25 protein-coding genes and 1 riboswitch are annotated in these 25,152 nt (G+C 54.8%); of the genes, 12 read left to right on the top strand and 13 right to left on the bottom strand.

Features of this window, described 5'->3' with window-relative positions:
* Window positions 1–67 precede the first annotated feature (67 nt).
* From cecR to OGY67_RS19130, 5 genes are all read left to right on the top strand, one after another.
* Complete coding sequence (cecR, locus tag OGY67_RS19150; RefSeq protein WP_003831550.1) at window positions 68–745, top strand: transcriptional regulator CecR; 678 nt, start codon at window positions 68–70, stop codon at window positions 743–745.
* Window positions 742–1,737: a secretion protein HlyD gene (gene hlyD / locus OGY67_RS19145; protein WP_008784196.1), complete on the top strand. Its 996-nt coding sequence runs from the start codon at window positions 742–744 to the stop codon at window positions 1,735–1,737. The genes cecR and hlyD overlap by 4 nt, the downstream gene beginning before the upstream one ends.
* Window positions 1,730–3,466, top strand: coding sequence for an ATP-binding cassette domain-containing protein (locus OGY67_RS19140; RefSeq protein ID WP_060682507.1), 1,737 nt, complete (start codon window positions 1,730–1,732; stop codon window positions 3,464–3,466). Before hlyD ends, OGY67_RS19140 begins: the two co-directional genes overlap by 8 nt.
* Complete coding sequence (locus tag OGY67_RS19135; RefSeq protein WP_003831545.1) at window positions 3,459–4,592, top strand: ABC transporter permease; 1,134 nt, start codon at window positions 3,459–3,461, stop codon at window positions 4,590–4,592. The genes OGY67_RS19140 and OGY67_RS19135 overlap by 8 nt, the downstream gene beginning before the upstream one ends.
* A gap of 115 nt (window positions 4,593–4,707) precedes the next feature.
* Window positions 4,708–5,814, top strand: coding sequence for an ABC transporter permease (locus OGY67_RS19130; RefSeq protein WP_008784194.1), 1,107 nt, complete (start codon window positions 4,708–4,710; stop codon window positions 5,812–5,814).
* Here the strand turns inward: OGY67_RS19130 and OGY67_RS19125 are convergent.
* Complete coding sequence (locus OGY67_RS19125) at window positions 5,776–6,186, bottom strand: YbhQ family protein (RefSeq protein WP_003831542.1); 411 nt, start codon at window positions 6,184–6,186, stop codon at window positions 5,776–5,778. The two genes, OGY67_RS19130 and OGY67_RS19125, sit on opposite strands and share 39 nt — an antisense overlap.
* A gap of 131 nt (window positions 6,187–6,317) precedes the next feature.
* Between OGY67_RS19125 and OGY67_RS19120 the strand changes: the two genes are divergently transcribed.
* The 3 genes from OGY67_RS19120 to OGY67_RS19110 are packed head-to-tail and all read left to right on the top strand — an operon-like array spanning window position 6,318 to window position 9,279.
* Window positions 6,318–7,079: an endonuclease/exonuclease/phosphatase family protein gene (locus OGY67_RS19120; RefSeq protein WP_008784193.1), complete on the top strand. Its 762-nt coding sequence runs from the start codon at window positions 6,318–6,320 to the stop codon at window positions 7,077–7,079.
* A complete protein-coding gene (gene clsB, locus OGY67_RS19115; protein WP_032942766.1) occupies window positions 7,076–8,317 on the top strand; it encodes a cardiolipin synthase ClsB in 1,242 nt (413 codons plus the stop codon). Before OGY67_RS19120 ends, clsB begins: the two co-directional genes overlap by 4 nt.
* Window positions 8,317–9,279 carry a lysylphosphatidylglycerol synthase domain-containing protein gene (locus OGY67_RS19110; protein ID WP_079934641.1) on the top strand — a complete coding sequence of 321 codons (963 nt, stop codon included), beginning with the start codon at window positions 8,317–8,319 and terminating at the stop codon, window positions 9,277–9,279. Before clsB ends, OGY67_RS19110 begins: the two co-directional genes overlap by 1 nt.
* 85 nt (window positions 9,280–9,364) lie before the next feature.
* On the opposite strand, the gene OGY67_RS19105 is transcribed toward OGY67_RS19110, so the two are convergent.
* The 6 genes from OGY67_RS19105 to moaA all read right to left on the bottom strand — a co-directional run bounded on the left by OGY67_RS19105 (window position 9,365) and on the right by moaA (window position 12,812).
* Window positions 9,365–10,069 carry a Bax inhibitor-1/YccA family protein gene (locus OGY67_RS19105; protein ID WP_003831536.1) on the bottom strand — a complete coding sequence of 235 codons (705 nt, stop codon included), beginning with the start codon at window positions 10,067–10,069 and terminating at the stop codon, window positions 9,365–9,367.
* Between the two features lie 41 nt (window positions 10,070–10,110).
* Complete coding sequence (gene moaE, locus OGY67_RS19100) at window positions 10,111–10,563, bottom strand: molybdopterin synthase catalytic subunit MoaE (protein ID WP_008784190.1); 453 nt, start codon at window positions 10,561–10,563, stop codon at window positions 10,111–10,113.
* Window position 10,564: 1 nt separating this feature from the next.
* Window positions 10,565–10,810 carry a molybdopterin synthase sulfur carrier subunit gene (moaD, locus tag OGY67_RS19095; protein ID WP_003831530.1) on the bottom strand — a complete coding sequence of 82 codons (246 nt, stop codon included), beginning with the start codon at window positions 10,808–10,810 and terminating at the stop codon, window positions 10,565–10,567.
* Window positions 10,803–11,288, bottom strand: coding sequence for a cyclic pyranopterin monophosphate synthase MoaC (gene moaC, locus OGY67_RS19090; protein WP_286574376.1), 486 nt, complete (start codon window positions 11,286–11,288; stop codon window positions 10,803–10,805). Before moaC ends, moaD begins: the two co-directional genes overlap by 8 nt.
* Before the next feature lie 2 nt (window positions 11,289–11,290).
* Window positions 11,291–11,803 carry a molybdenum cofactor biosynthesis protein B gene (moaB, locus tag OGY67_RS19085; protein WP_286574375.1) on the bottom strand — a complete coding sequence of 171 codons (513 nt, stop codon included), beginning with the start codon at window positions 11,801–11,803 and terminating at the stop codon, window positions 11,291–11,293.
* Window positions 11,804–11,822: 19 nt separating this feature from the next.
* Window positions 11,823–12,812 carry a GTP 3',8-cyclase MoaA gene (moaA, locus tag OGY67_RS19080; RefSeq protein WP_032934386.1) on the bottom strand — a complete coding sequence of 330 codons (990 nt, stop codon included), beginning with the start codon at window positions 12,810–12,812 and terminating at the stop codon, window positions 11,823–11,825.
* A riboswitch (molybdenum cofactor riboswitch) is annotated at window positions 12,800–12,945 on the bottom strand. Its footprint overlaps the gene before it by 13 nt.
* Window positions 12,946–13,274: 329 nt before the next feature.
* On the opposite strand from moaA, the gene yvcK reads away from it, so the two are divergent.
* Window positions 13,275–14,183: a uridine diphosphate-N-acetylglucosamine-binding protein YvcK gene (yvcK, locus tag OGY67_RS19075; RefSeq protein WP_003831525.1), complete on the top strand. Its 909-nt coding sequence runs from the start codon at window positions 13,275–13,277 to the stop codon at window positions 14,181–14,183.
* Between the two features lie 349 nt (window positions 14,184–14,532).
* Here the strand turns inward: yvcK and uvrB are convergent, their stop codons facing one another.
* Window positions 14,533–16,554, bottom strand: a complete 2,022-nt coding sequence (gene uvrB, locus OGY67_RS19070) for an excinuclease ABC subunit UvrB (protein ID WP_008784186.1) — start codon at window positions 16,552–16,554, stop codon at window positions 14,533–14,535.
* 768 nt (window positions 16,555–17,322) lie between these two features.
* Between uvrB and OGY67_RS19065 the strand changes: the two genes are divergently transcribed.
* The gene (locus tag OGY67_RS19065) at window positions 17,323–18,045 is read left to right on the top strand and encodes an ABC transporter ATP-binding protein (RefSeq protein WP_008784184.1); all 723 of its coding nucleotides are present in this window, start codon (window positions 17,323–17,325) and stop codon (window positions 18,043–18,045) included.
* Here OGY67_RS19065 and bioD read toward each other — a convergent pair.
* From bioD to bioB, 4 genes are read right to left on the bottom strand one after another with little or no spacing between them, the layout of a single operon-like run.
* Entirely contained in the window at window positions 18,011–18,709 is a 699-nt protein-coding gene (gene bioD / locus OGY67_RS19060; protein ID WP_057066503.1) for a dethiobiotin synthase, read from the bottom strand. The two genes, OGY67_RS19065 and bioD, sit on opposite strands and share 35 nt — an antisense overlap.
* Window positions 18,702–19,457, bottom strand: a complete 756-nt coding sequence (bioC, locus tag OGY67_RS19055; protein ID WP_213752081.1) for a malonyl-ACP O-methyltransferase BioC — start codon at window positions 19,455–19,457, stop codon at window positions 18,702–18,704. The genes bioD and bioC overlap by 8 nt, the downstream gene beginning before the upstream one ends.
* The gene (gene bioF, locus OGY67_RS19050; RefSeq protein ID WP_208744517.1) at window positions 19,441–20,598 is read right to left on the bottom strand and encodes an 8-amino-7-oxononanoate synthase; all 1,158 of its coding nucleotides are present in this window, start codon (window positions 20,596–20,598) and stop codon (window positions 19,441–19,443) included. Before bioF ends, bioC begins: the two co-directional genes overlap by 17 nt.
* On the bottom strand, window positions 20,595–21,635 hold the full coding sequence (gene bioB / locus OGY67_RS19045) for a biotin synthase BioB (protein WP_008784180.1): 1,041 nt from the start codon (window positions 21,633–21,635) through the stop codon (window positions 20,595–20,597). The genes bioF and bioB overlap by 4 nt, the downstream gene beginning before the upstream one ends.
* A 76-nt stretch (window positions 21,636–21,711) precedes the next feature.
* On the opposite strand from bioB, the gene bioA reads away from it, so the two are divergent.
* On the top strand, window positions 21,712–23,001 hold the full coding sequence (bioA, locus tag OGY67_RS19040) for an adenosylmethionine--8-amino-7-oxononanoate transaminase (RefSeq protein WP_286574374.1): 1,290 nt from the start codon (window positions 21,712–21,714) through the stop codon (window positions 22,999–23,001).
* Between the two features lie 57 nt (window positions 23,002–23,058).
* The gene (locus OGY67_RS19035; protein ID WP_286574373.1) at window positions 23,059–23,535 is read left to right on the top strand and encodes a kinase inhibitor; all 477 of its coding nucleotides are present in this window, start codon (window positions 23,059–23,061) and stop codon (window positions 23,533–23,535) included.
* Window positions 23,536–23,630: 95 nt separating this feature from the next.
* Here the strand turns inward: OGY67_RS19035 and hutH are convergent, their stop codons facing one another.
* Window positions 23,631–25,151 carry a histidine ammonia-lyase gene (hutH, locus tag OGY67_RS19030; protein WP_032942757.1) on the bottom strand — a complete coding sequence of 507 codons (1,521 nt, stop codon included), beginning with the start codon at window positions 25,149–25,151 and terminating at the stop codon, window positions 23,631–23,633.
* Window position 25,152: the final 1 nt, after the last annotated feature.

The raw sequence follows: 25,152 nt of genomic DNA, 5'->3' as shown, positions 1-25,152 counted from the left end.
GGACTGGACAAGGCTGCACATCAGTCATAATATTAATCAATCGATTGATTAAGATTAGAGTCGTGCCATGAATACACCCACCATGACAACCAAAGGTGAACAGGCGAAGAACCAGCTCATTGCCGCCGCATTGGCGCAATTCGGTGAGTATGGTCTGCACGCCACGACGCGCGATATCGCTGCACAGGCCGGGCAAAACATTGCGGCTATCACCTACTATTTTGGCTCAAAAGAGGATTTATATCTCGCCTGCGCCCAGTGGATTGCGGATTTTATCGGTGCACAGTTTCGCCCGCACGCTGAAGAGGCCGAGCGTTTATTCGCCCAGCCTGAGCCGGACCGTGGCGCGATGCGCGAACTGATCCTGCGCGCCTGCAAAAATATGATCATGCTGTTAACTCAGGACGACACCGTTAACCTGAGCAAATTTATCTCGCGCGAACAGCTTTCCCCCACCGCGGCTTATCAACTGGTGCACGACCAGGTTATCAATCCGTTGCATACACACCTGACGCGCCTGATTGCCGCCTATACGGGCGGCGATGCCAATGATACCCAAATGATTCTGCACACCCACGCCATACTCGGCGAGGTGCTGGCTTTTCGTCTGGGGAAAGAAACCATTCTGTTGCGTACAGGCTGGTCACAATTTGATGAGGATAAAACCGCGCTGATTGACCAAACGATCACCTGTCACATCGATCTTATTCTGCAAGGTTTAACGCAAAGGAGTCTGGAGTCATGAAAAAACCTGTCGTTCTCGGGCTGGTTATCGCGGCCCTCGTTGCCGTGATTGCCGGTGGAACGTGGTGGTATCAGAGTCGGCAAGATAACGGCCTGACGCTATACGGCAATGTCGATATCCGTAGCGTCAACCTGAGTTTTCGTGTCGGCGGCAGGCTGGCCTCGCTGGCGGTTGACGAAGGCGATGCGATTACCGCCGGTCAGGTGCTGGGTGAACTGGACCGCGCACCGTATGAAAACGCATTGATGCAGGCAAAAGCCAACGTTGCCGCCGCACAGGCACAATACGATCTGATGCTGGCAGGGTATCGCGAAGAAGAGATCGCGCAAACCGCGGCGGCAGTCAAACAGGCGCAGGCCGCCTATGATTACGCGCAGAACTTTTACAATCGGCAGGTCGGATTGTGGAAAAGCCGCACCATTTCAGCCAACGATCTGGAAAACGCCCGTTCATCTCGCGATCAGGCGTTAGCTTCGCTGAAATCCGCACAGGATAAACTCACGCAGTATCGCAGCGGTAATCGTGTGCAGGACATCGAGCAGGCAAAAGCCACGCTCGAACAAGCTCAGGCCGAGCTGGCACAGGCAGAGCTTAATTTGCATGACACCACGCTGACCTCGCCGTCTGACGGCACGCTTCTCACCCGTGCAGTTGAACCCGGCAGCATGCTGAACGAAGGGGGCACGGTACTGACGCTGTCGCTCACGCGTCCGGTATGGGTTCGTGCTTACGTTGACGAACGAAATCTGAGCCAGGCGCAGCCAGGACGTGAGATCCTGCTCTATACCGATGGCCGCCCGGACAAACCGTATCACGGCAAAATCGGCTTCGTTTCTCCTACCGCCGAATTTACCCCGAAAACGGTCGAGACTCCTGACCTGCGTACCGACCTGGTTTATCGCCTGCGAATTGTGGTGACCGACGCGGACGATGCGCTGCGTCAGGGAATGCCGGTAACGATAAAGTTTGGCGATGAGGCACGGCATGAATGACGCCGTCATTACGCTTAAAGGGCTGACGAAAAACTTTGCCGGAATGGAAAAACCGGCCGTCGCCCCGCTCGACTGTACCGTTCATGCAGGCTACGTGACCGGGCTTGTCGGGCCGGACGGCGCGGGCAAAACTACGTTGATGCGAATGCTGGCGGGATTATTAAAACCTGATGCCGGAAGTGCTGAAGTGATTGGTTTTGACCCCATCAAAGACGACAGCGCACTACATGCGGTGCTGGGCTATATGCCGCAGAAATTTGGTCTGTACGAAGATTTAACCGTCATGGAGAACCTCAATCTCTATGCCGACTTACGCAGCGTCACCGGTGAAGCGCGAGAAAAAACCTTTGCCCGACTCCTGGAATTCACCTCGCTGGGACCATTTACCGGACGACTGGCTGGCAAGCTTTCTGGCGGCATGAAGCAGAAGCTCGGGCTTGCCTGTACGCTGGTTGGCGAACCTAAAGTGTTGCTGCTGGATGAGCCAGGCGTAGGTGTCGACCCCATTTCCCGTCGCGAACTGTGGCAAATGGTCCACGAGCTGGCCGGGGACGGCATGCTGATCCTCTGGAGTACGTCGTATCTGGATGAAGCAGAGCAATGCCGTGATGTGCTGCTGATGAACGAAGGTGAACTGTTATACCAGGGCGATCCCACCCAGCTTACGCAAACCATGGCAGGTCGCAGCTTCCTGATGAGCAGTCCACAGGAAAACAACCGCCGACTGCTGCAACGCGCGTTAAAACTGCCGCTGGTCAGCGACGGAATGATTCAGGGCAAATCCGTCCGTTTAATCCTGAAAAAAGAGGCTACTGCTCAGCAGATCCAAAACGCTGACGGCATGCCGGAGATAACCATCAACGAAACCGCACCCCGCTTCGAAGATGCCTTTATCGATTTACTCGGCGGAGCCGGAACATCGGAATCCCCGCTGGGCGCTATCCTGCATACCGTGGAAGGCACGCCTGGCGAAACGGTGATCGAAGCCAAAGCGCTGACCAAGAAATTTGGCGATTTTGCCGCTACCGACCACGTAGACTTTGCCGTGCAGCGCGGCGAGATATTTGGTCTGTTAGGACCCAACGGCGCTGGCAAATCCACCACCTTTAAAATGATGTGCGGCCTGCTGGTCCCCACTTCCGGCAAAGCGCTGGTGCTGGATATGGACCTGAAAGTTAGCTCCGGTAAAGCGCGTCAGCATCTGGGCTATATGGCGCAGAAATTCTCCCTGTACGGTAACCTGACGGTTGAACAGAATCTGCGCTTTTTCTCCGGCGTCTACGGCCTGCGCGGTCGGGCGCAGAAAGAGAAAATCGATCGTATGAGCGAAGCATTTGGCCTGAAGAGTATCGCTTCCCATGCCACCGATGAACTGCCGCTGGGATTTAAGCAGCGTCTGGCGCTGGCCTGCTCGCTGATGCATGAACCCGACATTCTGTTCCTTGATGAACCCACTTCCGGGGTCGATCCCCTCACCCGTCGTGAGTTCTGGTTGCATATCAACAGTATGGTGGAAAAAGGCGTCACGGTGATGGTGACCACCCACTTTATGGATGAGGCAGAATACTGCGATCGCATCGGGCTGGTGTATCGCGGCAAACTGATAGCCAGCGGTACGCCAGACGACCTGAAGGCTCAGGCTGCCGACAGCGACACGCCGGACCCAACCATGGAACAGGCGTTCATCACGCTAATCAATGACTGGGATAAGGAGCATACGCATGAGTAACTCCGCTCTCTCCTGGCGTCGCGTCCGCGCGCTGTGCGTGAAAGAGACGCGCCAGATCGTCCGCGATCCCAGCAGCTGGCTGATTGCTGTGGTGATCCCGCTGCTGCTGCTGTTTATCTTCGGCTACGGGATCAACCTCGACTCCAGCAAGCTGCGGGTAGGGATTTTGCTCGAACAGCAGAGTGAAGAGGCGCTGGATTTTACCCATACCATGACCGGTTCGCCGTATATTGACGCCACCATCAGCGATAATCGTCAGGAACTGATTGAGAAAATGCAGGCCGGGCGCATTCGCGGTCTGGTGGTGATCCCAGTGGATTTTGCCCAGCAGATGGCGCGACCTAACGATGTCGCCCCGATCCAGGTGATCACCGACGGCAGCGAACCGAATACCGCCAACTTTGTGCAGGGTTATGTCGAAGGCATCTGGCAAATCTGGCAGCAACAGCGGGCAGAAGATCGCGGGGAATCGTTCAAACCTTTGATCGACGTGCAAACCCGCTACTGGTTTAACCCGGCGGCCATCAGCCAGCACTTTATTATTCCCGGAGCGGTAACCATCATCATGACGGTGATTGGCGCCATCCTCACCTCATTAGTGGTGGCGCGCGAATGGGAGCGCGGCACCATGGAAGCGCTGCTGTCGACAGAAGTCACCCGCGTCGAACTCCTACTGTGCAAACTGATCCCGTATTACTTTCTGGGCATGCTGGCGATGCTGCTGTGTATGCTGGTGTCGGTGTTTATTCTTGGCGTGCCCTACCGCGGCTCGTTGCTGATCCTGTTTTTCATTACCAGCCTGTTTCTGCTCAGTACGCTCGGCATGGGGTTGCTTATTTCCACCATCACTCGCAACCAGTTTAACGCCGCACAGGTTGCGCTGAATGCCGCCTTCCTGCCCTCGATTATGCTGTCGGGTTTTATCTTCCAGATAGACAGCATGCCCGCGATCATCCGGGCGGTAACCTACATTATTCCGGCACGTTATTTCGTCAGTACCCTGCAAAGCCTGTTTCTGGCGGGAAATATCCCGGTGGTGCTGATTATCAACGTGCTGTTTTTAATCGCTTCGGCGGTGATGTTTATCGGCCTGACGTGGCTTAAAACCAAACGTCGGCTGGATTAAATTCGTGTATGGATAATTGTAGCCGTAGGCCGGATAAGGCGTTCACGTCGCCATCCGGCATCATGCCTGATGCGCTTAGCTCATCAGGCCTACAAACTGGACTGAGAGGACAGGCATGTTTCATCGCTTATGGACATTAATTCGCAAAGAGCTGCAATCGCTATTACGCGAACCGCAGACGCGAGCCATTCTGATTTTACCGGTGCTGATTCAGGTTATCCTGTTCCCGTTCGCGGCAACGCTGGAAGTGACCAACGCCACTATCGCTATCTATAACGAAGACAACGGTAAACATTCGGTTGAGCTTACCCAGCGCTTCGCCCGCGCCAGCGCCTTTACGCATGTTCTTCTGTTGAAAAGTCCGCAGGAGATCCAGCCCACCATCGACACGCAAAAAGCCCTGCTGTTGGTGCGTTTCCCGGCCAATTTTTCGCGTAATCTGGATACCTTCCAGCAGGCTCCCATGCAGATTATCCTCGACGGACGTAACTCCAACAGCGCGCAAATTGCCGCGAATTACCTGCAACAAATCGTTAAGGAGTATCAGCAGGAGCTGATGGACGGCAAGCCGAAACCGAACAACAGCGAGCTGGTGGTGCGTAACTGGTATAACCCGAATCTGGATTACAAATGGTTTGTGGTTCCGTCGCTGATCGCCATGATCACCACCATCGGCGTAATGATCGTCACCTCGCTCTCGGTTGCCCGCGAGCGCGAGCAAGGCACACTGGATCAACTGCTGGTTTCCCCGCTTACCACCTGGCAGATTTTCATCGGCAAAGCGGTGCCTGCGTTAATTGTGGCAACTTTTCAGGCCACCATTGTGCTGGCGATTGGTATCTGGGCTTATCACATTCCGTTTGCCGGTTCATTGGGGCTGTTTTATTTCACGATGGTAATTTACGGGCTGTCGCTGGTCGGCTTTGGTCTGCTGATTTCGTCACTGTGCGCCACCCAGCAGCAGGCGTTTATCGGGGTGTTTGTGTTTATGATGCCGGCGATTTTACTCTCGGGCTATGTCTCACCTGTCGAAAACATGCCGGTCTGGTTGCAGAATCTGACGTGGATAAACCCGATCCGCCATTTTACGGACATCACGAAACAGATTTACCTGAAAGATGCGAGTCTGCAGATTGTCTGGGGAAGCTTGTGGCCGCTATTAGTGATAGCGGCCACGACCGGATCAGCGGCGTATGCGATGTTTAGACGCAAGGTGATGTAGCTTTTTGTCTTTCGCCAGCAGCGAGACCACGGCGGGTCCGGCAAGGATGACCAGCCCCGCCAGTGCCAGCAAGACGTTGTTTTGCAGCACGCGTGACAGCAGCCACAGCACGATCATGGCGGCACCGAAATACCACGTCGTGGTCAACTCTTCCAGCACATCAGCCACGTCGCGCCAGCGCTGTTCGTGGTGACGTTGCAATGCAAGCATCAATAAAACGGTAACGCCGTACACGACGCACAATCCCAGGCCGACATGCACCAGTCTGCCGCTCATCCAGCCCATTACCAGCAACGCCACTACCAGTAAATGCAACACTATCTGCCAGCAACTTAGACCCGTTGCGACACGAACACGTTGTTGCCACCTCATGGCTATTCTCCTGAAGGATTTTCGACTAATTGTTCAGAGTACCGGACTTTACGGAAAATTCCGTAACACCGCATCTTTTTGTGACGACGACTACACTATTTTATTTAGGAAGTGACGCCACCGGGAGGTCCATGAGCGGATCGAGAGTTCAATTTTCATTCAATGTGCTCACCATTAATACTCACAAAGGGTTCACTGCCTTCAACCGGCGTTTTATTTTGCCTGAGCTACGGGAAGCCGTAAGAACCGTCGGCGCAGACATTGTGTGTCTGCAGGAAGTCATGGGAGCGCACGAAGCGCATTCGCTGCACATTGAGAACTGGCCGGATACCAGCCACTACGAATTTCTGGCGGACACGATGTGGAGCGACTTCGCCTACGGGCGTAACGCCGTGTACCCGCAAGGACATCACGGTAATGCGGTGTTGTCGCGGTATCCCATTGAGCATTATGAAAACCGTGATGTGTCAGTCGGCGCGAGTGAAAAGCGCGGAGTCCTTTACTGCCGCATTGTACCGCCAATGCTCTCCCACCCCATTCATGTGATGTGTGTGCATCTCGGCCTACGTGAAGCTCACCGCCAGGCCCAGCTCGCTATGCTGGCAGACTGGGTCAACGCCCTGCCCGACGCGGAACCCGTGGTCATCGCAGGAGATTTTAACGACTGGCGGCAAACGGCCAATCGCCCGTTGAAAGCCAAAGCTGGCCTTGACGAGATTTTTACCCGCGCCCACGGTCGCCCGGCGCGAACGTTTCCGGTGCAGTTTCCCCTGCTGCGCCTGGACAGGATCTATGTGAAAAACGCGAATGCCAGTACCCCAACGACGCTTGCGCTGCGTCACTGGCGACATTTGTCCGATCATGCCCCTCTGAGTGCGGAGATTCATTTATGAAATATGGCTGGCGTGAAGGCAATCAAATTCAACTGCTGGAAAACGGCGATCAATTCTACCCCGCCGTATTTGACGCCATTGAGCAGGCACAGCAAAAAATTATCCTTGAGACTTTTATCTGGTTTGAAGATGCGGTAGGGAAACAGCTGCATGCCGCGTTGCTCGAAGCCGCCCGACGAGGAATCAAAGCAGAGGTGCTGCTGGATGGCTACGGCTCGCCGGATCTGAGCGACAGTTTTGTTGAAGAGCTGACCGTAGCCGGTGTTGTTTTCCGCTACTACGATCCGCGTCCGCGTCTTTTTGGAATGCGCACCAATCTCTTTCGCCGTATGCATCGAAAAATAGTGGTCATTGATGACCGTGTTGCCTTTGTCGGCGGCATCAATTACTCCGCTGAACATATGTCGGATTACGGCCCGGAGGCCAAGCAGGATTACGCCGTGCGCGTTGAAGGTCCAGTCGTTGCTGACATTCTGAACTTTGTACTGGAAAACCTGCCCGGGCAAAGCGCCGTACGACGCTGGTGGCGACGTCATCACCGGGCAATTGACAATCATCGACCCGGCGAAGCGCAGGCGCTGTTTGTCTGGCGCGATAACGAAGAGCATCGCGATGATATTGAACGCCACTATCTTAAAATGCTGACCCAGGCCCGACGGGAAGTGATCATTGCCAATGCCTATTTCTTTCCCGGTTATCGCCTGCTGCATGCCCTGCGTAAAGCAGCACGACGCGGCGTTCGGGTAAAACTCATTGTGCAGGGTGAACCGGATATGCCGATTGTGAAAGTGGGTGCCCGCCTGCTGTACAACTATCTGGTTAAAGGTGGTGTCCATGTCTACGAATACCGCCGTAAACCTCTGCATGGCAAAGTGGCGCTGATGGACGATCACTGGGCGACGGTGGGCTCCAGCAATCTTGATCCGCTGAGCCTGTCACTGAATCTGGAAGCGAATCTGATTATTCATGACCGCACGTTTAACCAGACCCTGCGCGACAACCTGAACCCTATTATTGCGCAGGACTGCAAACGGGTTGATGAATCCATGCTGCCAAAACGCACCTGGTGGAACCTGACTAAAAGCGTGTTGGCCTTCCACTTTTTACGCCACTTCCCGGCGCTGGTCGGCTGGCTTCCGGCGCATACCCCGCATCTGGCCGAGGTAGAGCCGCCCGCGCAGCCCGCTCTGGAAACTCAGGACCGTATACAAACTGAGGATGCAGGAGGGAAAACCTGATGGCAAAAAATCACCGACGCTGGCGGTTAGCGAAAAAGATCCTCACATGGTTATTTTTTATTGCGGTGATCGTGTTGCTGGTCGTTTATGCCAGCAAAGTCAACTGGCAGGAAGTGTGGACGGTAATTCGCGATTACAACCGGATCGCCCTGCTCAGCGCCGTGGGGTTGGTGATCGTCAGTTATTTACTTTACGGTTGTTATGATCTGCTCGGGCGCTACTACTGCGGTCACAAACTGGCAAAACGCCAGGTCATGCTGGTGTCGTTTATCTGTTACGCGTTTAACCTGACGTTAAGCACCTGGGTGGGCGGTATTGGGATGCGATATCGGCTCTACTCGCGTCTCGGGTTGCCGGGGGGCACAATAACGCGGATTTTTTCGCTGAGCATTACCACTAACTGGCTGGGCTATATTCTGCTGGGCGGTTTTATATTTACCTTCGGCGTCGTCGAACTGCCCGCTCACTGGTATATCGATGAAGGCACATTGCGCATTTTAGGCATAGCGCTGCTGCTGATTATTGTTGTTTATCTGTGGTTTTGCACCTTCGCTAAACATCGTCACATCACCATCAAGGGCCAAAAGCTGGTGCTCCCCTCCTGGAAATTTGCCCTCGCGCAGATGGCGATATCCGGGACTAACTGGATGGTTATGGGGGCGATTATCTGGTTGTTGCTGGGTCAGAATATTAACTATTTCTTCGTGCTTGGCGTGCTGCTGGTAAGCAGTATTGCCGGGGTTATTGTGCATATTCCGGCGGGAATCGGCGTGCTGGAGGCGGTGTTTATGGCGCTGCTGGCGGGAGAGAATACGTCTCAGGGCACGATCATTGCTGCCCTGCTCGCGTATCGCGTGCTGTACTATTTTATTCCGCTATTGCTGGCGCTAATGTGTTATTTGCTGTTGGAGAGTCGGGCGAAAAAGCTACGGGCAAAGAACGAGAAGGCGATGGCGAAATGAGGATGTATAATGAGGATGTATATAGTGCCGGATGCGGCGTAACACCTTATCCGGCCTACTTTTTATACCATCCGGCAACAGACAATTAACGACGATTGCCGAAAATACGCAGCAGCATCAGGAACAGGTTGATGAAGTCCAGATACAGCGTTAAGGCCCCAAGAATCGCGTATTTACGCAGATTGGAGCTGTCTCGCAGGTCGATCTGCTCACCGATATTTTTCAGCTTCTGCGTGTCATAGGCGGTCAGACCGACAAACACTATCACCCCGATATAGGTCACCGCCCACATCAGCGCTTCGCTCTTCAGCCAGAAGTTAACCAGCGAAGCCAGCACAATACCGATCAGCGCCATAAACAGCATATTGCCGAAGCCGCTCAGATCGCGCTTGGTGGTGTAGCCATACAAACTCATGATCCCGAACATCCCACCAGTGACCACGAAGGTGCTGGCGATAGACGAGTAGGTATAGACAATAAAGATGCTTGATAGCGTCAACCCGGTTAATGCCGAATAGAGCATAAACAGCGTGGTCGCCATACCCGCGCTCAGCCTTTGCACCATGCCGGACAGAACAAACACCAGCGCCAGTTGAGCGATGATCAGGCCAAAGAAGGTGATTTTGCTGGAGAAGACAAACATCATCACCGCGGGCGTATTTGCCGCATACCAGGCGATAAACGCCGTCAGCAATAGTCCGCAGGTCATCCAGCCGTACACCTGCGCCATATACGTTTGCAGGCCGGAACGGGCCTGTACAATAGAATCGGATCGTGGGAATCGGTCCATGACAATCTCCTGAATCAGTATGAGCCTACAACAATTGTACTCTACCAGCGTTTTGCTGCTAGCTTATCACTGTCGCGGGCGTCAACCCAGCGCTCACCTTCCGGCGTGGCCTCGCGCTTCCAGAACGGCGCGCGGGTTTTCAGGTAATCCATAATGAACTGCCCGGCATCAAACGCGCTGCTGCGATGCGCGCTGGTCACGCCAACAAAAACGATTTCGTCACCCGGCCACAGTTCGCCAATGCGATGGATCACCGTCACCCGACCCAGCGGCCAGCGCGAACGCGCTTCGTCGACAATCTCCGCCAGCGCTTTTTCGGTCATTCCCGGATAGTGTTCCAGCGTTAACGCCTTAACGCTGTCACCGAGATTGTGATTGCGCACTTTACCGGTGAAAGTGACTACCGCGCCGTCTTCATCGCGCTCTGCCAGCCAGGGATACTCATCCCCGACGCTGAACGGCGCATGGCCAACAACAATTCGCGTTTCAGCCATTTTAGCCTCCGGTTACCGGCGGGAAGAAAGCGACTTCATCACCCGCGTTAAGAGGATGGTCAAAACTGACCAGCGTCTGATTCACCGCCGCCAGCAGCTTGCCGTCTTCCAGCGCCAGCGCCCAGCGATCGCTTTGCGCCGCCAGATGCTTGCGCAGCGCTTCTACCGTTGCAAACTCGGCGGCAACTTCTAACGCATCGGTGTTCACCAGTTCCCGTACCTGAGCAAAGAAAAGAACCTTAATCATGCGCATCCACCTTAAAATCACCCGATTTGCCGCCGCTTTTTGCCAGCAAACGCACCGGACCAATCACCATATCCTTTTGCACCGCTTTGCACATATCGTAGATGGTCAACGCCGCCACGGAGGCTGCCGTTAACGCTTCCATTTCAACGCCGGTTTTACCGGTCAGGCGACACAGCGTTTCAATACGTACGCGATTGTGCTCCGGCTCGGCGTGCAAACTGACTTCGACCTTGCTCAACATCAGTGGGTGACACAGTGGGATAAGATCCCAGGTCCGTTTGGCAGCCTGAATACCGGCAATACGCGCCGTGGCGAAAACATCACCCTTATGGTGACTGCCGTCGATGATCATCGCCAGCGTTTCGCTACGCATGGTTACAAATGCTTCTGCACGCGCCTCGCGTACGGTTTCCGCTTTGGCGGAGACATCCACCATATGCGCTTCGCCAGCGGCGTTAATATGAGTCAGTTGCGACATACTTATTTCTTCAAATGTGGGTGGAAATTACACGGACGCGTACGGGCATCAAGCTGCGGCGCAATGATATTTTCCCAGGCAGTACGACACGCTTTGGTCGAACCCGGCATGGCAAAAATCAGCGTTTTATTGGCCACCCCGGCAATCGCGCGGGATTGCAGCGTCGCGGTGCCAATCTCTTCAAACGACAGCATACGGAATACTTCGCCAAACCCTTCGACTTCTCTGTCGAACAGCGGTTGCAGCGCTTCCGGCGCCTGGTCCCCTTCGGTTAAGCCAGTGCCACCGGTAATGAGCACCACCTGTACATCGTCACTGGCAATCCAGGCAGAAACCTGGGCGCGGATGGCGTAGCGGTTCTCTTTGACAATCGCCTTATCGACAATCTGATGACCCACTTCTTGCGCCGAGTCACGCAGATAATGGCCGGAGGTGTCATCTTCTTCGCCGCGACGGTTGGAAACAGTAAGAATAGCAATGCGTGTCGGGATAAATTCAGCGCTTACCTGACTCATGAAAAACTCCTTTTAGCGATCAGCCGCCAATGTAAGATAAGTTTTGCGTAATACCGGTATTGTTCTGATGCAGGAAATGGGTCTGCTTTTTCTCCAGCAGCGCGGCTGAAATACGTTCTTCCAGCGCCGGTTGCTGAGCATCGTCTTCCAGCAAATCACGCAGGCTTACGCCGCCTTCACCAAATAAACACAGATGAAGCTTGCCGACAGAGGAAACGCGCAGACGATTACAGGTGGCGCAGAAGTCTTTCTCATAAGGCATGATCAGACCAATTTCGCCAACATAATCAGGATGACAGAAAACCTGAGCCGGGCCGTCGCTACGCTGTCGGATCTGGTGGATCCAGCCGCGACGCAGCAGCTCATCGCGCAGTACCTGTCCGGAAATATGGTGTTTACGGAAGAGAGAGCTGCCCTCGCCCGTTTCCATCAGTTCAATAAAACGCAGTTGGATTGGTCGAGGTTGGATCCACGCCAGGAAGGTGTCCAGTTGATGATGGTTTACGTCGCGCATCAGCACGGTGTTGACTTTCACTTTTTCAAAACCGGCATCAAAGGCAGCATCAATGCCTGCCATCACCTGCTGAAACTTGTCCTGTCCGGTAATGGCGTGAAACTGACGGGCGTCGAGGCTGTCGACGCTGACGTTGAGCGCGGTCAGTCCGGCATCGCGCCAGGCGGCGGCATCGCGCGCCAGACGATAACCATTGGTGGTTACCGCAATCTGGCGAATGGCGTCGTTTTCGCGCACGGCGGCGATAATGTCAGTGAAGTCGCGACGCAGTGAAGGTTCGCCCCCCGTCAGACGCACTTTTTCCGTTCCCAGACTGGCGAACGCACGCGTGACACGGCGAATTTCATCAACGGTTAAAAAGCCGTTATTGGTGACCCCGCCGGGCTTATAGCCATCCGGCAGGCAGTAGGTGCAACGAAAGTTACACACATCGGTAATCGACAAACGTAAGTAGTAAAACTTACGTGCGAAAGCATCGGTAAGTTGAGAGCCCATGTACACCTTTCCAAATACGGGAGACGTAGTCATTTCTTCCTGCGCCCTGGTGACAAACTTTTTCAAGTCTTGTCACGGCCAAAGCACCGTATCATTTGACCCAGGTGCAGAGGCTAGAGTGTTTATACTCATCATACTTCGAGTTGCAGATGCGTTGGCTTACGGCAACTCAAATTTTTAAGAGTACTTTGTGGTTATGCCGATACTAGCGTGTAAATGGCGCTTTTGCCATGTACACTTTCGCTGTATAAATATGTATATAGCGACATAATCGTGCAATTTCGCTACAGAATAAGCAAAAATCACAGTTTTGCATTGATATACATCATCTTGCCATCAGGTGAGTGTCGTCAGAAAGGAGTAGATCGCAGAAAAAAATTACGGCAGATGCCGACTGGATAATTGCTGAAAACACGCTATTTACGTTACTGTAGCGCCGATCAATTGATATCAGGAAAATATATGCGCACTCGCACGCTGGCAGATTTGGACCGCGTTGTCGCTCTCGGCGGAGGGCATGGATTAGGACGCGTTCTCTCCTCTCTTTCCCCATTAGGTTCCCGCCTGACGGGTATCGTCACCACCACCGATAACGGCGGGTCGACAGGTCGTATTCGTCGCTCTGAAGGAGGGATTGCCTGGGGAGACATGCGTAACTGTCTGAACCAGTTAATTACCCAACCCAGCGTTGCATCCGCTATGTTTGAGTATCGTTTTGGCGGTAATGGCGAACTTTCCGGGCATAACCTCGGAAATCTGATGTTAAAGGCGCTCGATCACCTCAGCGTGCGGCCTCTGGAAGCTATCAATTTAATTCGTAGCCTGCTGAAAGTTGACGCACATTTAATTCCGATGTCGGAGCTGCCGGTGGATCTGATGGCCATTGATGACCAGGGGCACGAAGTTTATGGCGAAGTGAATATCGATCAGCTCACCGTCCCACCTCAGGAACTGATGCTTTCGCCAAAAGTCCCGACTACACGGGAGGCCGTTGAGGCTATCGCTGAAGCGGATTTAATTTTGATAGGCCCCGGCAGTTTTTACACCAGCCTGATGCCGATTCTGTTACTCGATGAAATGTCACAGGCATTACGTCGCACACCGGCTCCAATGGTCTACATAGGCAATCTTGGACGCGAATTAAGCCTGCCAGCAGCGAGCCTGACGCTTAGCGATAAGCTGGCCATTATTGAACAGTACGTCGGGAAGAAAGTGATTGATGCGGTGGTTGTGGGGCCGAAAGTGGATGCTTCCGCCGTTACCGACCGCGTTGTGATCCAGGAAGTGTTGGAAGCCAGCGATATTCCCTACCGCCATGACCGCCAGCTATTGCATAGTGCGCTGGAGAAAGCGGTGCAGGCGCTGGGCTGAACGGATTTGCCTGATGCGCTTCGCTTATCAGGCCTACAAAACGAATTGCTCCGGCATCAAACAATGCCTGATGCGCTGCGCTTATCAGGCCTACAAAACGATTTGCTCCGGCATCAAACAATGCCTGATGCGCTACGCATATCAGGCCTACAAATCGATTTGCTCCGGCATCAAACAATGCCTGATGCGCTTCGCTTATCAGGCCTACAAAACGATTTGCTCCGGCATCAAACAATGCCTGATGCGCTGCGCTTATCAGGCCTACAAAACGATTTGCTCCGGTATCCGGCCTACGTACGCTATCTACCCAGTAGGTCGGATAAGGGTTTACCCCGCATCCGACACCGCCTTACGATGCCGCAATAAACAACTCGCGCAACTGATGCAACTGGTCACGGATTGTCGCGGCCTCTTCAAATTCGAGATTCTGCGCGTGTTGCATCATCTGCCCTTCCAGCTCGTGAATCTTCTGCTGCAGCGCTTTTGGCGTCATATCCAGTTCGACAACCTCAGACTTCGCGCCTGCGCGTGACTTCCCTTTGCCTTTCGCTTTGGTCTTCGCAATATTCTGCCCCAGCGCCAGAATATCGACCACTTTCTTGTTCAGCCCCTGCGGCGTAATACCGTGTTCTTCGTTATAGAGCTGCTGCTTCTCACGGCGACGTTCGGTTTCACCAATCGCTTTAGCCATAGAGGCGGTAATTTTATCGCCGTAGAGAATCGCCTTACCGTTGATGTTACGCGCCGCACGACCAATGGTCTGAATAAGTGACCGCTCAGAACGCAGGAACCCTTCTTTGTCTGCGTCCAGAATCGCCACCAGGGAGACCTCAGGCATGTCCAGACCTTCACGTAGCAGGTTGATACCCACCAGCACGTCAAACTCGCCCAGACGCAGGTCACGAATGATTTCCATACGTTCCACGGTATCGATGTCAGAGTGCAGATAACGCACCCGTTCACCGTGCTCTTCAAGATACTCGGTGAGATCCTCCGCCATCCGTTTGGTGAGCGTGGTGACCAGCACACGTTCGTTAATCGCCGCACGGGTGCGGATCTCAGATAGCAGATCGTCAACCTGCGTCGCCACCGGGCGCACCTCAATGACCGGATCCAGCAGGCCGGTCGGTCTTACTACCTGATCGACCACATCATCACCGGATTTCTCCAGCTCATAGTTGCCCGGCGTCGCCGAAACGTAGATGGTTTGCGGGGCCAGCGCTTCAAACTCTTCAAATTTAAGCGGACGGTTATCCAGCGCAGACGGCAGACGGAATCCGTATTCGACCAGGGTTTCTTTACGCGCCCGGTCACCGCGATACATGCCGCCAATTTGCGGGATAGTCACGTGAGATTCATCCACCACCAGCAGGCCATCGGCAGGCAGGTAATCAAACAGCGTCGGCGGCGGCTCGCCCGGACCACGCCCGGACAGATAGCGGGAATAGTTTTCAATCCCCGAGCAGTAACCCAGCTCGTTCATCATTTCCAGATCGAACTGGGTACGCTGACTTAAGCGCTGTTCTTCCAGCAGTTTGTTATTTGCCAACAGGACTTTTCGCCGCTCTGCCAGCTCAACTTTAATTTCTTCCATCGCCTGTACAATACGTTCGCGCGGCGTCACGTAGTGCGTTTTAGGGTAGATGGTAAAGCGCGAAATAGTGGATTCGACCTGCCCGGTAAGCGGGTCAAACAGCGACAAACGTTCGACCTCTTCATCAAACAGTTCCACGCGCAACGCGATGTCGTCAGATTCCGCCGGGAATATGTCGATCACTTCACCGCGCACGCGGAAGGTCCCGCGCTGGAATGCCTGATCGTTGCGGGTATACTGCAGCTCCGCCAGACGACGCAGGATCGCGCGCTGGTCGATAATCATCCCCACCGTCAGGTGCAGCATCATTTTCAGGTATAGATCCGGGTCACCCAGACCATAAATCGCGGAAACCGACGCCACGACGACGACATCCCGTCGCTCAAGCAACGCTTTGGTTGCTGACAGACGCATCTGCTCAATGTGTTCGTTAACCGAAGCATCCTTCTCAATGAAGGTGTCAGAACTTGGTACGTAGGCTTCCGGCTGATAATAGTCGTAGTAGGAGACGAAATACTCCACCGCGTTATCCGGGAAGAACTCTTTCATCTCACCGTACAACTGCGCGGCAAGCGTCTTATTGGGGGCCAGCACCATGGTAGGGCGCTGTAGGTCCGCAATCACGTTCGCGATGGTGAATGTTTTCCCCGACCCCGTCACCCCCAGCAGCGTCTGATGCGCCAGACCATCCTCCAGACCTTCTTCCAGGCGACGTATCGCCTCGGGCTGATCGCCAGAGGGTTTAAAAGCGGAATTTAGTTTGAACGGTTTACTCATGAGCAGCTACCTGAAGCAATGGGCGGGCAGGTGTGTAATTTTACTCGCAGCAGTATATTTTGCCAGTAAAATATACTGGATGAAAAAACAGTAACGCGCCAGAATATTTCTGTTACGCCAGCAAAATGGCCGTGACTACAGGCTAAAATTTGTCCGCAGGCAAGATAAAACACCAGCAAAAATGTGTTATCCCCAAACCAATGACTTTTTTAACATTTGTCAAGCTACCCGATGAAAGTTTTGTGGCAACACATGACACTTCTGCGACAGCCATTGCATTTATCTAACACACTGTAATTTAATGACTATTATCTCAAGCCGTCTTTCGCATCAATTTAGTCGCAGGCCGCGTATTCTCTCGCTTACCTTGTGTTTTCTAACTCTAATACACAAGGTTATCCACAGGAATAGTGGATAACTGCCTCCAGCCCGTACGGACTGTAGCCTGGCAAAAACGTCCTGATGATCTTTTCTGGTGGGATAAAAAAAAATTATCGCTATTTTTTGATATTTATCAGCTAACGAAGCGACCTGGGATGGCCGAGATCTTGCTCGCATTTTCATCATTTTCCTGCCTGCACCATCACAACGCCACCAGGCACTGACAATGTGCACACTGCGGCGCTCATCCACAACAAGCCGGATACCGCAACCCGCTCAATACGCTATTCTGCTGTATTTTCCCCTAATTCCGCTTCTGGCAAGAGATTTGCAGTTTTCTCCCGACCATCAGCCCGCGAGGCGGATATCATCATGAGGGAGAAATCTATGTTGAGTCTTCGTGCAGTGAATCACTATTACGGTAATCAACACTCGCTTTGGGATGTCGATCTCGACCTGTTGCCCGGCAAATGTACCGCCGTGCTGGGTCTTCCAGGGATGGGAAAAACCACGCTGGCCAATTGCATCATCGGCAATTTACCGATTGAGAGCGGAACCATGTTCTGGCATCAGGCTGGCGCACCACCTTGCGATCTGCTTCAGATTCCGGCGGCAAAGCGCATTGCGCTGGGTATTAACTGTGTATCACAGGAACGGCGAATTTTTTCGCAGCTGACGGTAGAGGAAAATCTGCACATTGCGCGCCAGGCGGTCGAGGAAAGCGAAGCGATGAACAGCAGCGATATTTACCGCCTGTTTCCGCAGCTGTTTGTACTGCGTCAGGCCAAAGGGGTGGCATTGTCAGAGGAAAATCAGCACCAGCTTGCACTCGCCAGTGCGCTGGTCACTCGCCCGCGCCTGCTGATCCTCGATGAGCCGACGCGAGGAAGTGGCCAGGCGTATATCCACAAACTGGGGAATCTGATTGTGAGGCTAAGCCAGGAGCTTGGCATCGCCATTATGCTCGCGGAGCAGAGCCTGCCGTTCATTCGTCGGGTCGCCGACTGCTATTGCTTGTTACATCGTGGACGCAACGTGGCTCAAGGACAAATAACACAATTCAGCGACCCGCTAATCAACGACTGGTGGATGCCAGAGACAAAACGCTAAGATCGATATAACGACCAGTCGATGCTCGTTCCGGCTCTTCTGCCAGCCAGGGAATTTCCCCCAATAGCGGAGCCGCAAGCGCACGCTTTAGCGTCGCCATATATTCAGCATGACGCTTGCCGGGTGGCAGCACATCATTGGCAACCCATCCGGCGAGCGTCAGCCCCGCCTGTTGCACCGCCTGGGCGGTCAAAATGGCATGATTGATACAACCGAGCTTAACGCCAACCACCAGAATCACCGGCAGTTGTTCCGCTTTTACCCAGTCAGAAAAACTCAGCGTTGGTGAAAGTGGCGTAAACCATCCGCCTGCGCCTTCCACCAATACCCAGTCAGCTTGTTCTTCAAGCAAGCGTAAACCCGCAGACATCACTGAAGCCTGAATGGGGCGTCCTTCGTCAGCACTGATGATATGCGGTGAGGTAGGTTCGGCGAAGGTATACGGATTGATGGCCGCATAATCCACTGCCACAACGCTGTTGCGCTGTAGAGCCAGCGCATCGCTGTTTCGTAGACCTTCAGCCGTCATTTCACTGCCTGACGCCACCGGCTTATAGCCGACCGTTCGCAACCCCAGCTGTCCCGCCGCCTGAAGCAACGCACAGCTGGCGATAGTTTTACCTACTTCGGTGTCCGTCCCGGTGACAAAATACGTGTTAGTCACGTTGAATTACTCCCAAAAAAAGATGATAGGTCAGCGGATATTTACCCTGCTGACAGGGCCAGGCGAGCTGTAACTGGCGCAACTGCGAGCGGGTCAGCACACGCTGCTCACGTCCATCATGCAAATGCGTCGCGCCAATGCCCTTTAGCGAGCGCATGGCACTCAGCGCATCGTCAAACCACAGCGTGACGGCATGAGACTGGTATTCAACGTCCCAGCCGCACAGAGCGTTTTCCAGTTGCTCCACGGGTAAAAAACGGTTGGCGTGCTCCCGATCATCAACCGCTCTCCACGCCTGACGAAGTTCCGGCATCGACCCTTGCGCCAGCGTACTAAACGCCACCGTCCCGCCAGGACGCACCACCCGGTATAGCTCGCGTAACGCGCCGCGCAGGTCGTTGCACCACTGCACGGCCAGATTGCTCCAGGCCAGATCGAAAGTGGCAGCGGCCTGCGGAATGGCTTCGATATCCGCCAGCAGATAGTGATGGGCGACATCGTGACGCTGCGCTTGCGTAAGCATTTGCGCCGACAGATCCAGCGCACAGACCTCGCTCCCCTGCTCCCGCCAGTAGCGACTCATACGCCCAGGCCCACAGCCCGCGTCCAAAACCCGTGAGAACGCCCGGCCATCGAGTTGTGCCAGTAACGCATCGGCGCTCTGACGCTGAAGCTCCGCATGTTGCTCATAGTGTGTGGCCGCGCGACCAAACGCAGCGGCAATCGCCTGCTTATTGACCTGCGCCATGCAGCACCTCCAGTAAGTTGTCGATATCCTGGACTTCATGCGCCTGGGTCAACGTAATCCGCAGCCTGGCCGTCCCAACCGGCACCGTCGGTGGACGAATCGCCGTCACCCAGCACCCCTGTTGCCGTAGAGTCTGTGCCAGTTGCAAGGCTTTATGATTGTCGCCAACGATCAGCGGTTGAATAGCGCTGTCTGAATGTGCCAGCGTCAAATCCGTAGTATTCACCCCTGCGCGAAAACGCTGGATCAGCATCGCCAGCTTTTCTCTGCGCTCATCGCCTTCGCGGCTGCGGATCACCGCCAGCGCGGCGCGCAAGGCCTGAGCCTGGGCTGGCGGCATGCTGGTGCTGTAGATCAGATGACGGGCAAACTGCAGCAGATAATCGGCCACGCTATCAGAACACAGGATCGCCGCACCGCTGACGCCGAACCCTTTGCCAAATGTCACCACCAACAGCTCAGGTTTCACCTGCTGTCGGGAGCACGAACCACGCCCTTCCTCACCGCTTACGCCAATCCCATGCGCATCATCCACCAGCAGCCACGCGCCCTGCCGTTTCGCCACCGCGTGGATTTCTGCCAGCGGCGCGCTGTCGCCATCCATGCTGAACACGCCTTCGGTGACCACCAGCTGCTGCCCCGGACAGGGGGCTGTCAGCAGACGATCCAGATGTTGGGAGTCGTTATGAGTAAAGCGACGTAACACGGCAGGGCTAAGACTGGCAGCCTCCAGCAGCGAGGCATGGCTGAGCCTGTCGGCAACAATCTTGTCATCTTTTCCCATCAGTGCGGCAATGACCGCCTGATTGGCGGCAAAACCAGAGATGAACAACAGCGCCCGGGAATAGCCGAGCCACTGCGCCAGGTCTTCTTCCAGAGCCTGATGAGCAACGGAATAACCGCTGACATGGCCCGAGCCGCCGCTGCCGACGCCAAAACGCTCAGCGCCCTGCTGCCACGCGCAGATAATCTGCGGATGGTGGCTTAAGCCGAGGTAGTCGTTGCTGGAGAAATTCAGATACTGGCGACCGTCGGCCTGCAGCCAGCGCCCGGCTCCCTGCGTCACTGCATAGCGCTGACGCAGGGCATCAGCACGACGACGCGCTGTTAGCGCATCGTCAATTTTTTGCTGCCAGGTCATACGGTTGCCGCGTTGTAGTAATCGTCGGTATCCGGGGTACGCAGCGCCTGTTCCAGACGTTGTTGCTGTTCGTTATCGCCCGCCAGTACCGCCGTTTGCTGCGGGTTAAGACCCAGCTTGCGAAATAACAGCAAATCTTTATCTTCGTTCGGGTTCGGAGTGGTCAGCAGTTTGCAGCCGTAGAAAATCGAGTTGGCCCCGGCCATAAAGCACATCGCCTGGGTTTGTTCGTTCATCTGCTCGCGCCCGGCAGAAAGACGCACGTATGAGGTCGGCATCATGATACGCGCCACGGCGATAGTACGAATAAAATCAAAAGCATCTACGTCGTCGTTATCGGCAAGCGGCGTGCCCTTCACTTTCACCAGCATGTTGATCGGCACACTTTCCGGCGGCGTCGGCAGATTCGCTAATTGCAGCAGCAGACCCGCGCGGTCGGTCACCGTTTCGCCCAGCCCAACAATCCCGCCGGAGCAAACTTTAATGCCCGCCTCGCGCACTTTATCCAGCGTATCCAGGCGCTCCTGGTACGAGCGGGTGGTGATGATATTGCCGTAAAATTCCGGCGAGGTGTCGAGGTTGTGGTTGTAGTAGTCCAGACCCGCATTGGCCAGGCGCTGGGCCTGAGATTCGTCCAGCGTGCCCAGCGTCATACAGGCTTCCAGCCCCAGTTCTTTCACGCCCTGAACCATTTGTTCCAGGTACGGCATATCGCGCTCATGCGGGTTCTTCCACGCCGCGCCCATGCAAAACCGCGTTGAACCGGCCTGCTTCGCCTTACGTGCCGAGTCCAGTACCTGTTCAACCTCCATCAACCGTTCTGTTTCCAGACCGGTTTTATAGCGGGAGCTTTGCGGGCAGTATTTGCAATCTTCCGGGCAAGCACCGGTCTTAATCGACAGCAGCGTACTAACTTGTACCTGCTGCGGATCGAAATGCTGACGATGAACCTGCTGCGCTTCAAACAGCAGATCCAACAGTGGTTTTTCAAATAATTCGGTGACTTGCGACATTGTCCAGCGAGAAGAATGAGCCATATTGGTATACGTTTCGTTGTTAGTTTGGTGTAGACTCGTAAACCTAAATCTTTTTAATTTGGTTTACAAGTCGATTATGACAACGGACGATCTTGCGTTTGACCAACGCCATATCTGGCACCCATACACCTCCATGACCTCCCCGTTGCCGGTTTATCCGGTGGCGCGTGCCGAAGGTTGCGAACTGATCTTAGCCAGCGGTGAGAAGCTGATTGACGGCATGTCATCCTGGTGGGCGGCAATCCACGGTTACAATCACCCGCAGCTGAACGCCGCGATGAAAACGCAGATTGATGCCATGTCGCATGTGATGTTTGGCGGCATTACCCATGCCCCGGCCATTGCGCTGTGCCGCCAGTTGGTGGCGATGACGCCAGAGGCGCTGGAGTGCGTTTTTCTCGCGGATTCAGGGTCGGTCGCAGTAGAAGTTGCAATGAAAATGGCGCTGCAATACTGGCAGTCTAAAGGCGAATCCCGCCAGCGTTTCCTGACATTTCGTAATGGTTATCATGGTGATACCTTCGGCGCGATGTCGGTCTGCGATCCTGACAACTCAATGCACAGTCTGTGGAAGGGATACCTGCCAGAGAACCTGTTTGCCCCAGCCCCACAAAGCCGCATGGGCGGCGAGTGGGACGAACTGGATATGGTGCCTTTTGCCCGTCTGATGGCCGCGCATCGCCACGAAATTGCGGCAGTGATCCTAGAGCCAATCGTACAGGGCGCTGGCGGTATGCGCATGTATCATCCCGAATGGTTAAAACGCATCCGTAAGATGTGCGACCGTGAAGGGATCCTGCTGATTGCCGATGAAATCGCCACCGGATTTGGTCGTACAGGCAAGCTTTTTGCCTGCGAGCATGCCGACATCACTCCGGACATTTTATGCCTGGGCAAAGCGTTAACCGGCGGAACGATGACCCTTTCTGCAACCCTCACCACCCGCCAGGTTGCGGAAACCATCAGCAACGGTGAAGCCGGATGCTTCATGCACGGCCCGACCTTTATGGGCAATCCGTTGGCCTGCGCCGTCGCCTCCGCCAGCCTGTCGTTACTCGAAACCGGCGAGTGGCGCGCGCAGGTAGCGGCCATTGAAGCGCAGTTGCGGGCAGAACTCGCCCCGGCGGCGGACTCCAGTTGGGTCGCGGACGTACGCGTGCTCGGCGCCATCGGCGTCATCGAAACCACGCATCCGGTGAATATGGCAGCGTTACAGAAGTTCTTTGTCGAACAGGGCGTGTGGATAAGACCGTTTGGCAAGCTCATCTACCTGATGCCGCCGTACATCATCCAGCCCGATCAGTTGCGTCGCCTGACGCAGGCCGTGAACGAGGCTGTGCGCAATGCAACATTTTTTAGCGATTAATCAGCGGTAAGCTCTACGGTTTCTGGCTACACTTTTTGGCTAACGAGAGGAGTCAGCATGAAACTAATCAGTAACGATCTGCGCGATGGCGATAAGCTTGGGCATCGCCACGTCTTTAACGGCATGGGGTATGACGGGGATAATATTTCCCCGCACCTGGCGTGGGATGACGTACCCGCAGGAACCAAAAGCTTTGTCGTGACCTGCTTTGATCCTGATGCACCAACCGGCTCCGGCTGGTGGCATTGGGTGGTGGTAAATCTGCCGGCTGATACCCGCGTACTCCCGCAAGGATTCGGCTCCGGGCTGGTTGCACAACCGGATGGGGTGATTCAGACCCGTACAGATTTTGGTAAAGCTGGTTATGGTGGCGCTGCGCCGCCGAAGGGGGAAACCCACCGCTATATCTTTACGGTTCACGCCCTGGATGTGGAGCGTATTGATGTCGATGAAGGTGCCAGCGGCGCGATGGTTGGATTTAACGTCCATTTCCACTCGCTCGCCAGCACCTCGATTACGGCGATGTTTAGCTAAGCTGTGTTGTGCCGGATGTCGGTTTCGCCTCATCCGGCCTACAAAGCAGACCGTAGGCCTGATAAGACGCGTCAGCGTCGACATCAGGCAATTTTCTACAGAAATTCAGGCAGCAATTGCAGCAGCGTTCCTTGCGCTAACAGCTCGGTCGCGCACTCAATATCCGGGGCAAAAAAGCGATCCTGCGTGTAGTGGGCAACCTGCTCGCGCAGCGCCTGTCGCGCCTGCTCCAGCAACGGACTGGAGGTTAACCCTTCACGAAGGTCAATCCCCTGACACGCCGCCAGCCACTCCACGGCAATCACGCCGCGCGTATTTGCTGCCATCTCCCACAGTCTGCGCCCCGCCGCCGGAGCCATAGAAACATGATCTTCCTGGTTGGCGGAGGTCGGCAAGCTGTCCACGCTGTGCGGATGCGCCAGCGCTTTGTTCTCGCTCGCCAGCGCGGCGGCGGTTACCTGAGCAATCATAAAGCCGGAGTTAACCCCGCCATTTTTCACCAGGAACGGCGGCAACTGCGACATATGTTTGTCCATCATCAGCGCAATGCGCCGCTCTGATAACGAACCAATTTCCGCAATCGCCAGCGCCAGATTATCTGCCGCCATCGCCACCGGTTCAGCATGGAAATTCCCACCGGAGATCACATCGCCCTCTTCGGCAAACACCAGCGGGTTGTCGGAAACCGCGTTGGCCTCAACCAGCAGGACATCCATCACCTGGCGCATTTGTGTCAGACACGCCCCCATCACCTGTGGCTGACAGCGCAGAGAATACGGATCCTGCACTTTTTCACAGTTATGATGCGACTGCGAAAGCGCGCTAGAGTCGGTCAACACATGACGGTATAGCGTTGCGGCATCAATCTGCCCACGCTGCCCTCGCGCGGCATGAATACGGGCGTCAAACGGACGACGGGAGCCCAGCACGGCTTCTGTGGTCAGCGCCCCGCACACCGTCGCAGACGCAAACAGTTCCTGAGCTTCAATTAACCCGCGCAGTGCAAAGGCGGTGGAAGCCTGAGTGCCGTTGAGCAGCGCCAGTCCCTCTTTCGCCTCTAGCGTGATCGGCTCCAGTCCGGCCTTTTTCAGCGCGTCGGTAGCCGGGAGCCATTCCCCCTGCCAGCGCGCTTTACCTTCGCCCAGTAGCGTCAACGACATATGTGCCAGCGGCGCCAGGTCGCCCGATGCGCCCACCGACCCTTTCGCCGGGATCAGTGGATATACCTCGGCATTCACCAGCGCAATCAGCGCTTCAATCACGCTCAAACGAATGCCGGAAAAACCGCGCGCCAGGCTGTTGATTTTCAGCACCATAATCAGGCGAACCATTGCGTCATCCAGCGCCTCGCCAACGCCTGCCGCATGGGAAAGCACCAGCGAACGCTGTAAATTCTGCAAATCTTCCGTGGCGATACGGGTCTGAGCCAACAGGCCAAAGCCGGTATTAATGCCATACGCCGTACGGCCTTCAGCGACAATATTATTGACGCAGGCGACGCTGGCGTTGATTGCATCAATCGCCCCGGCATCCAGGCTCAGTTTGACCGGCTGCTGCCAGATTTCACGTAGCTGGGTAAAACTCAGATGGCCCGGCGTGAGTGTCATGGTGTTCATA

Origin of the sequence: Citrobacter sp. Cpo015 (assembly GCF_030333035.1) — a bacterium.
GTDB lineage: Bacteria > Pseudomonadota > Gammaproteobacteria > Enterobacterales > Enterobacteriaceae > Citrobacter > Citrobacter portucalensis.
Note: the sequence above shows the minus strand (reverse complement) of the source record. Positions and strands in the feature narration are given on the sequence as shown.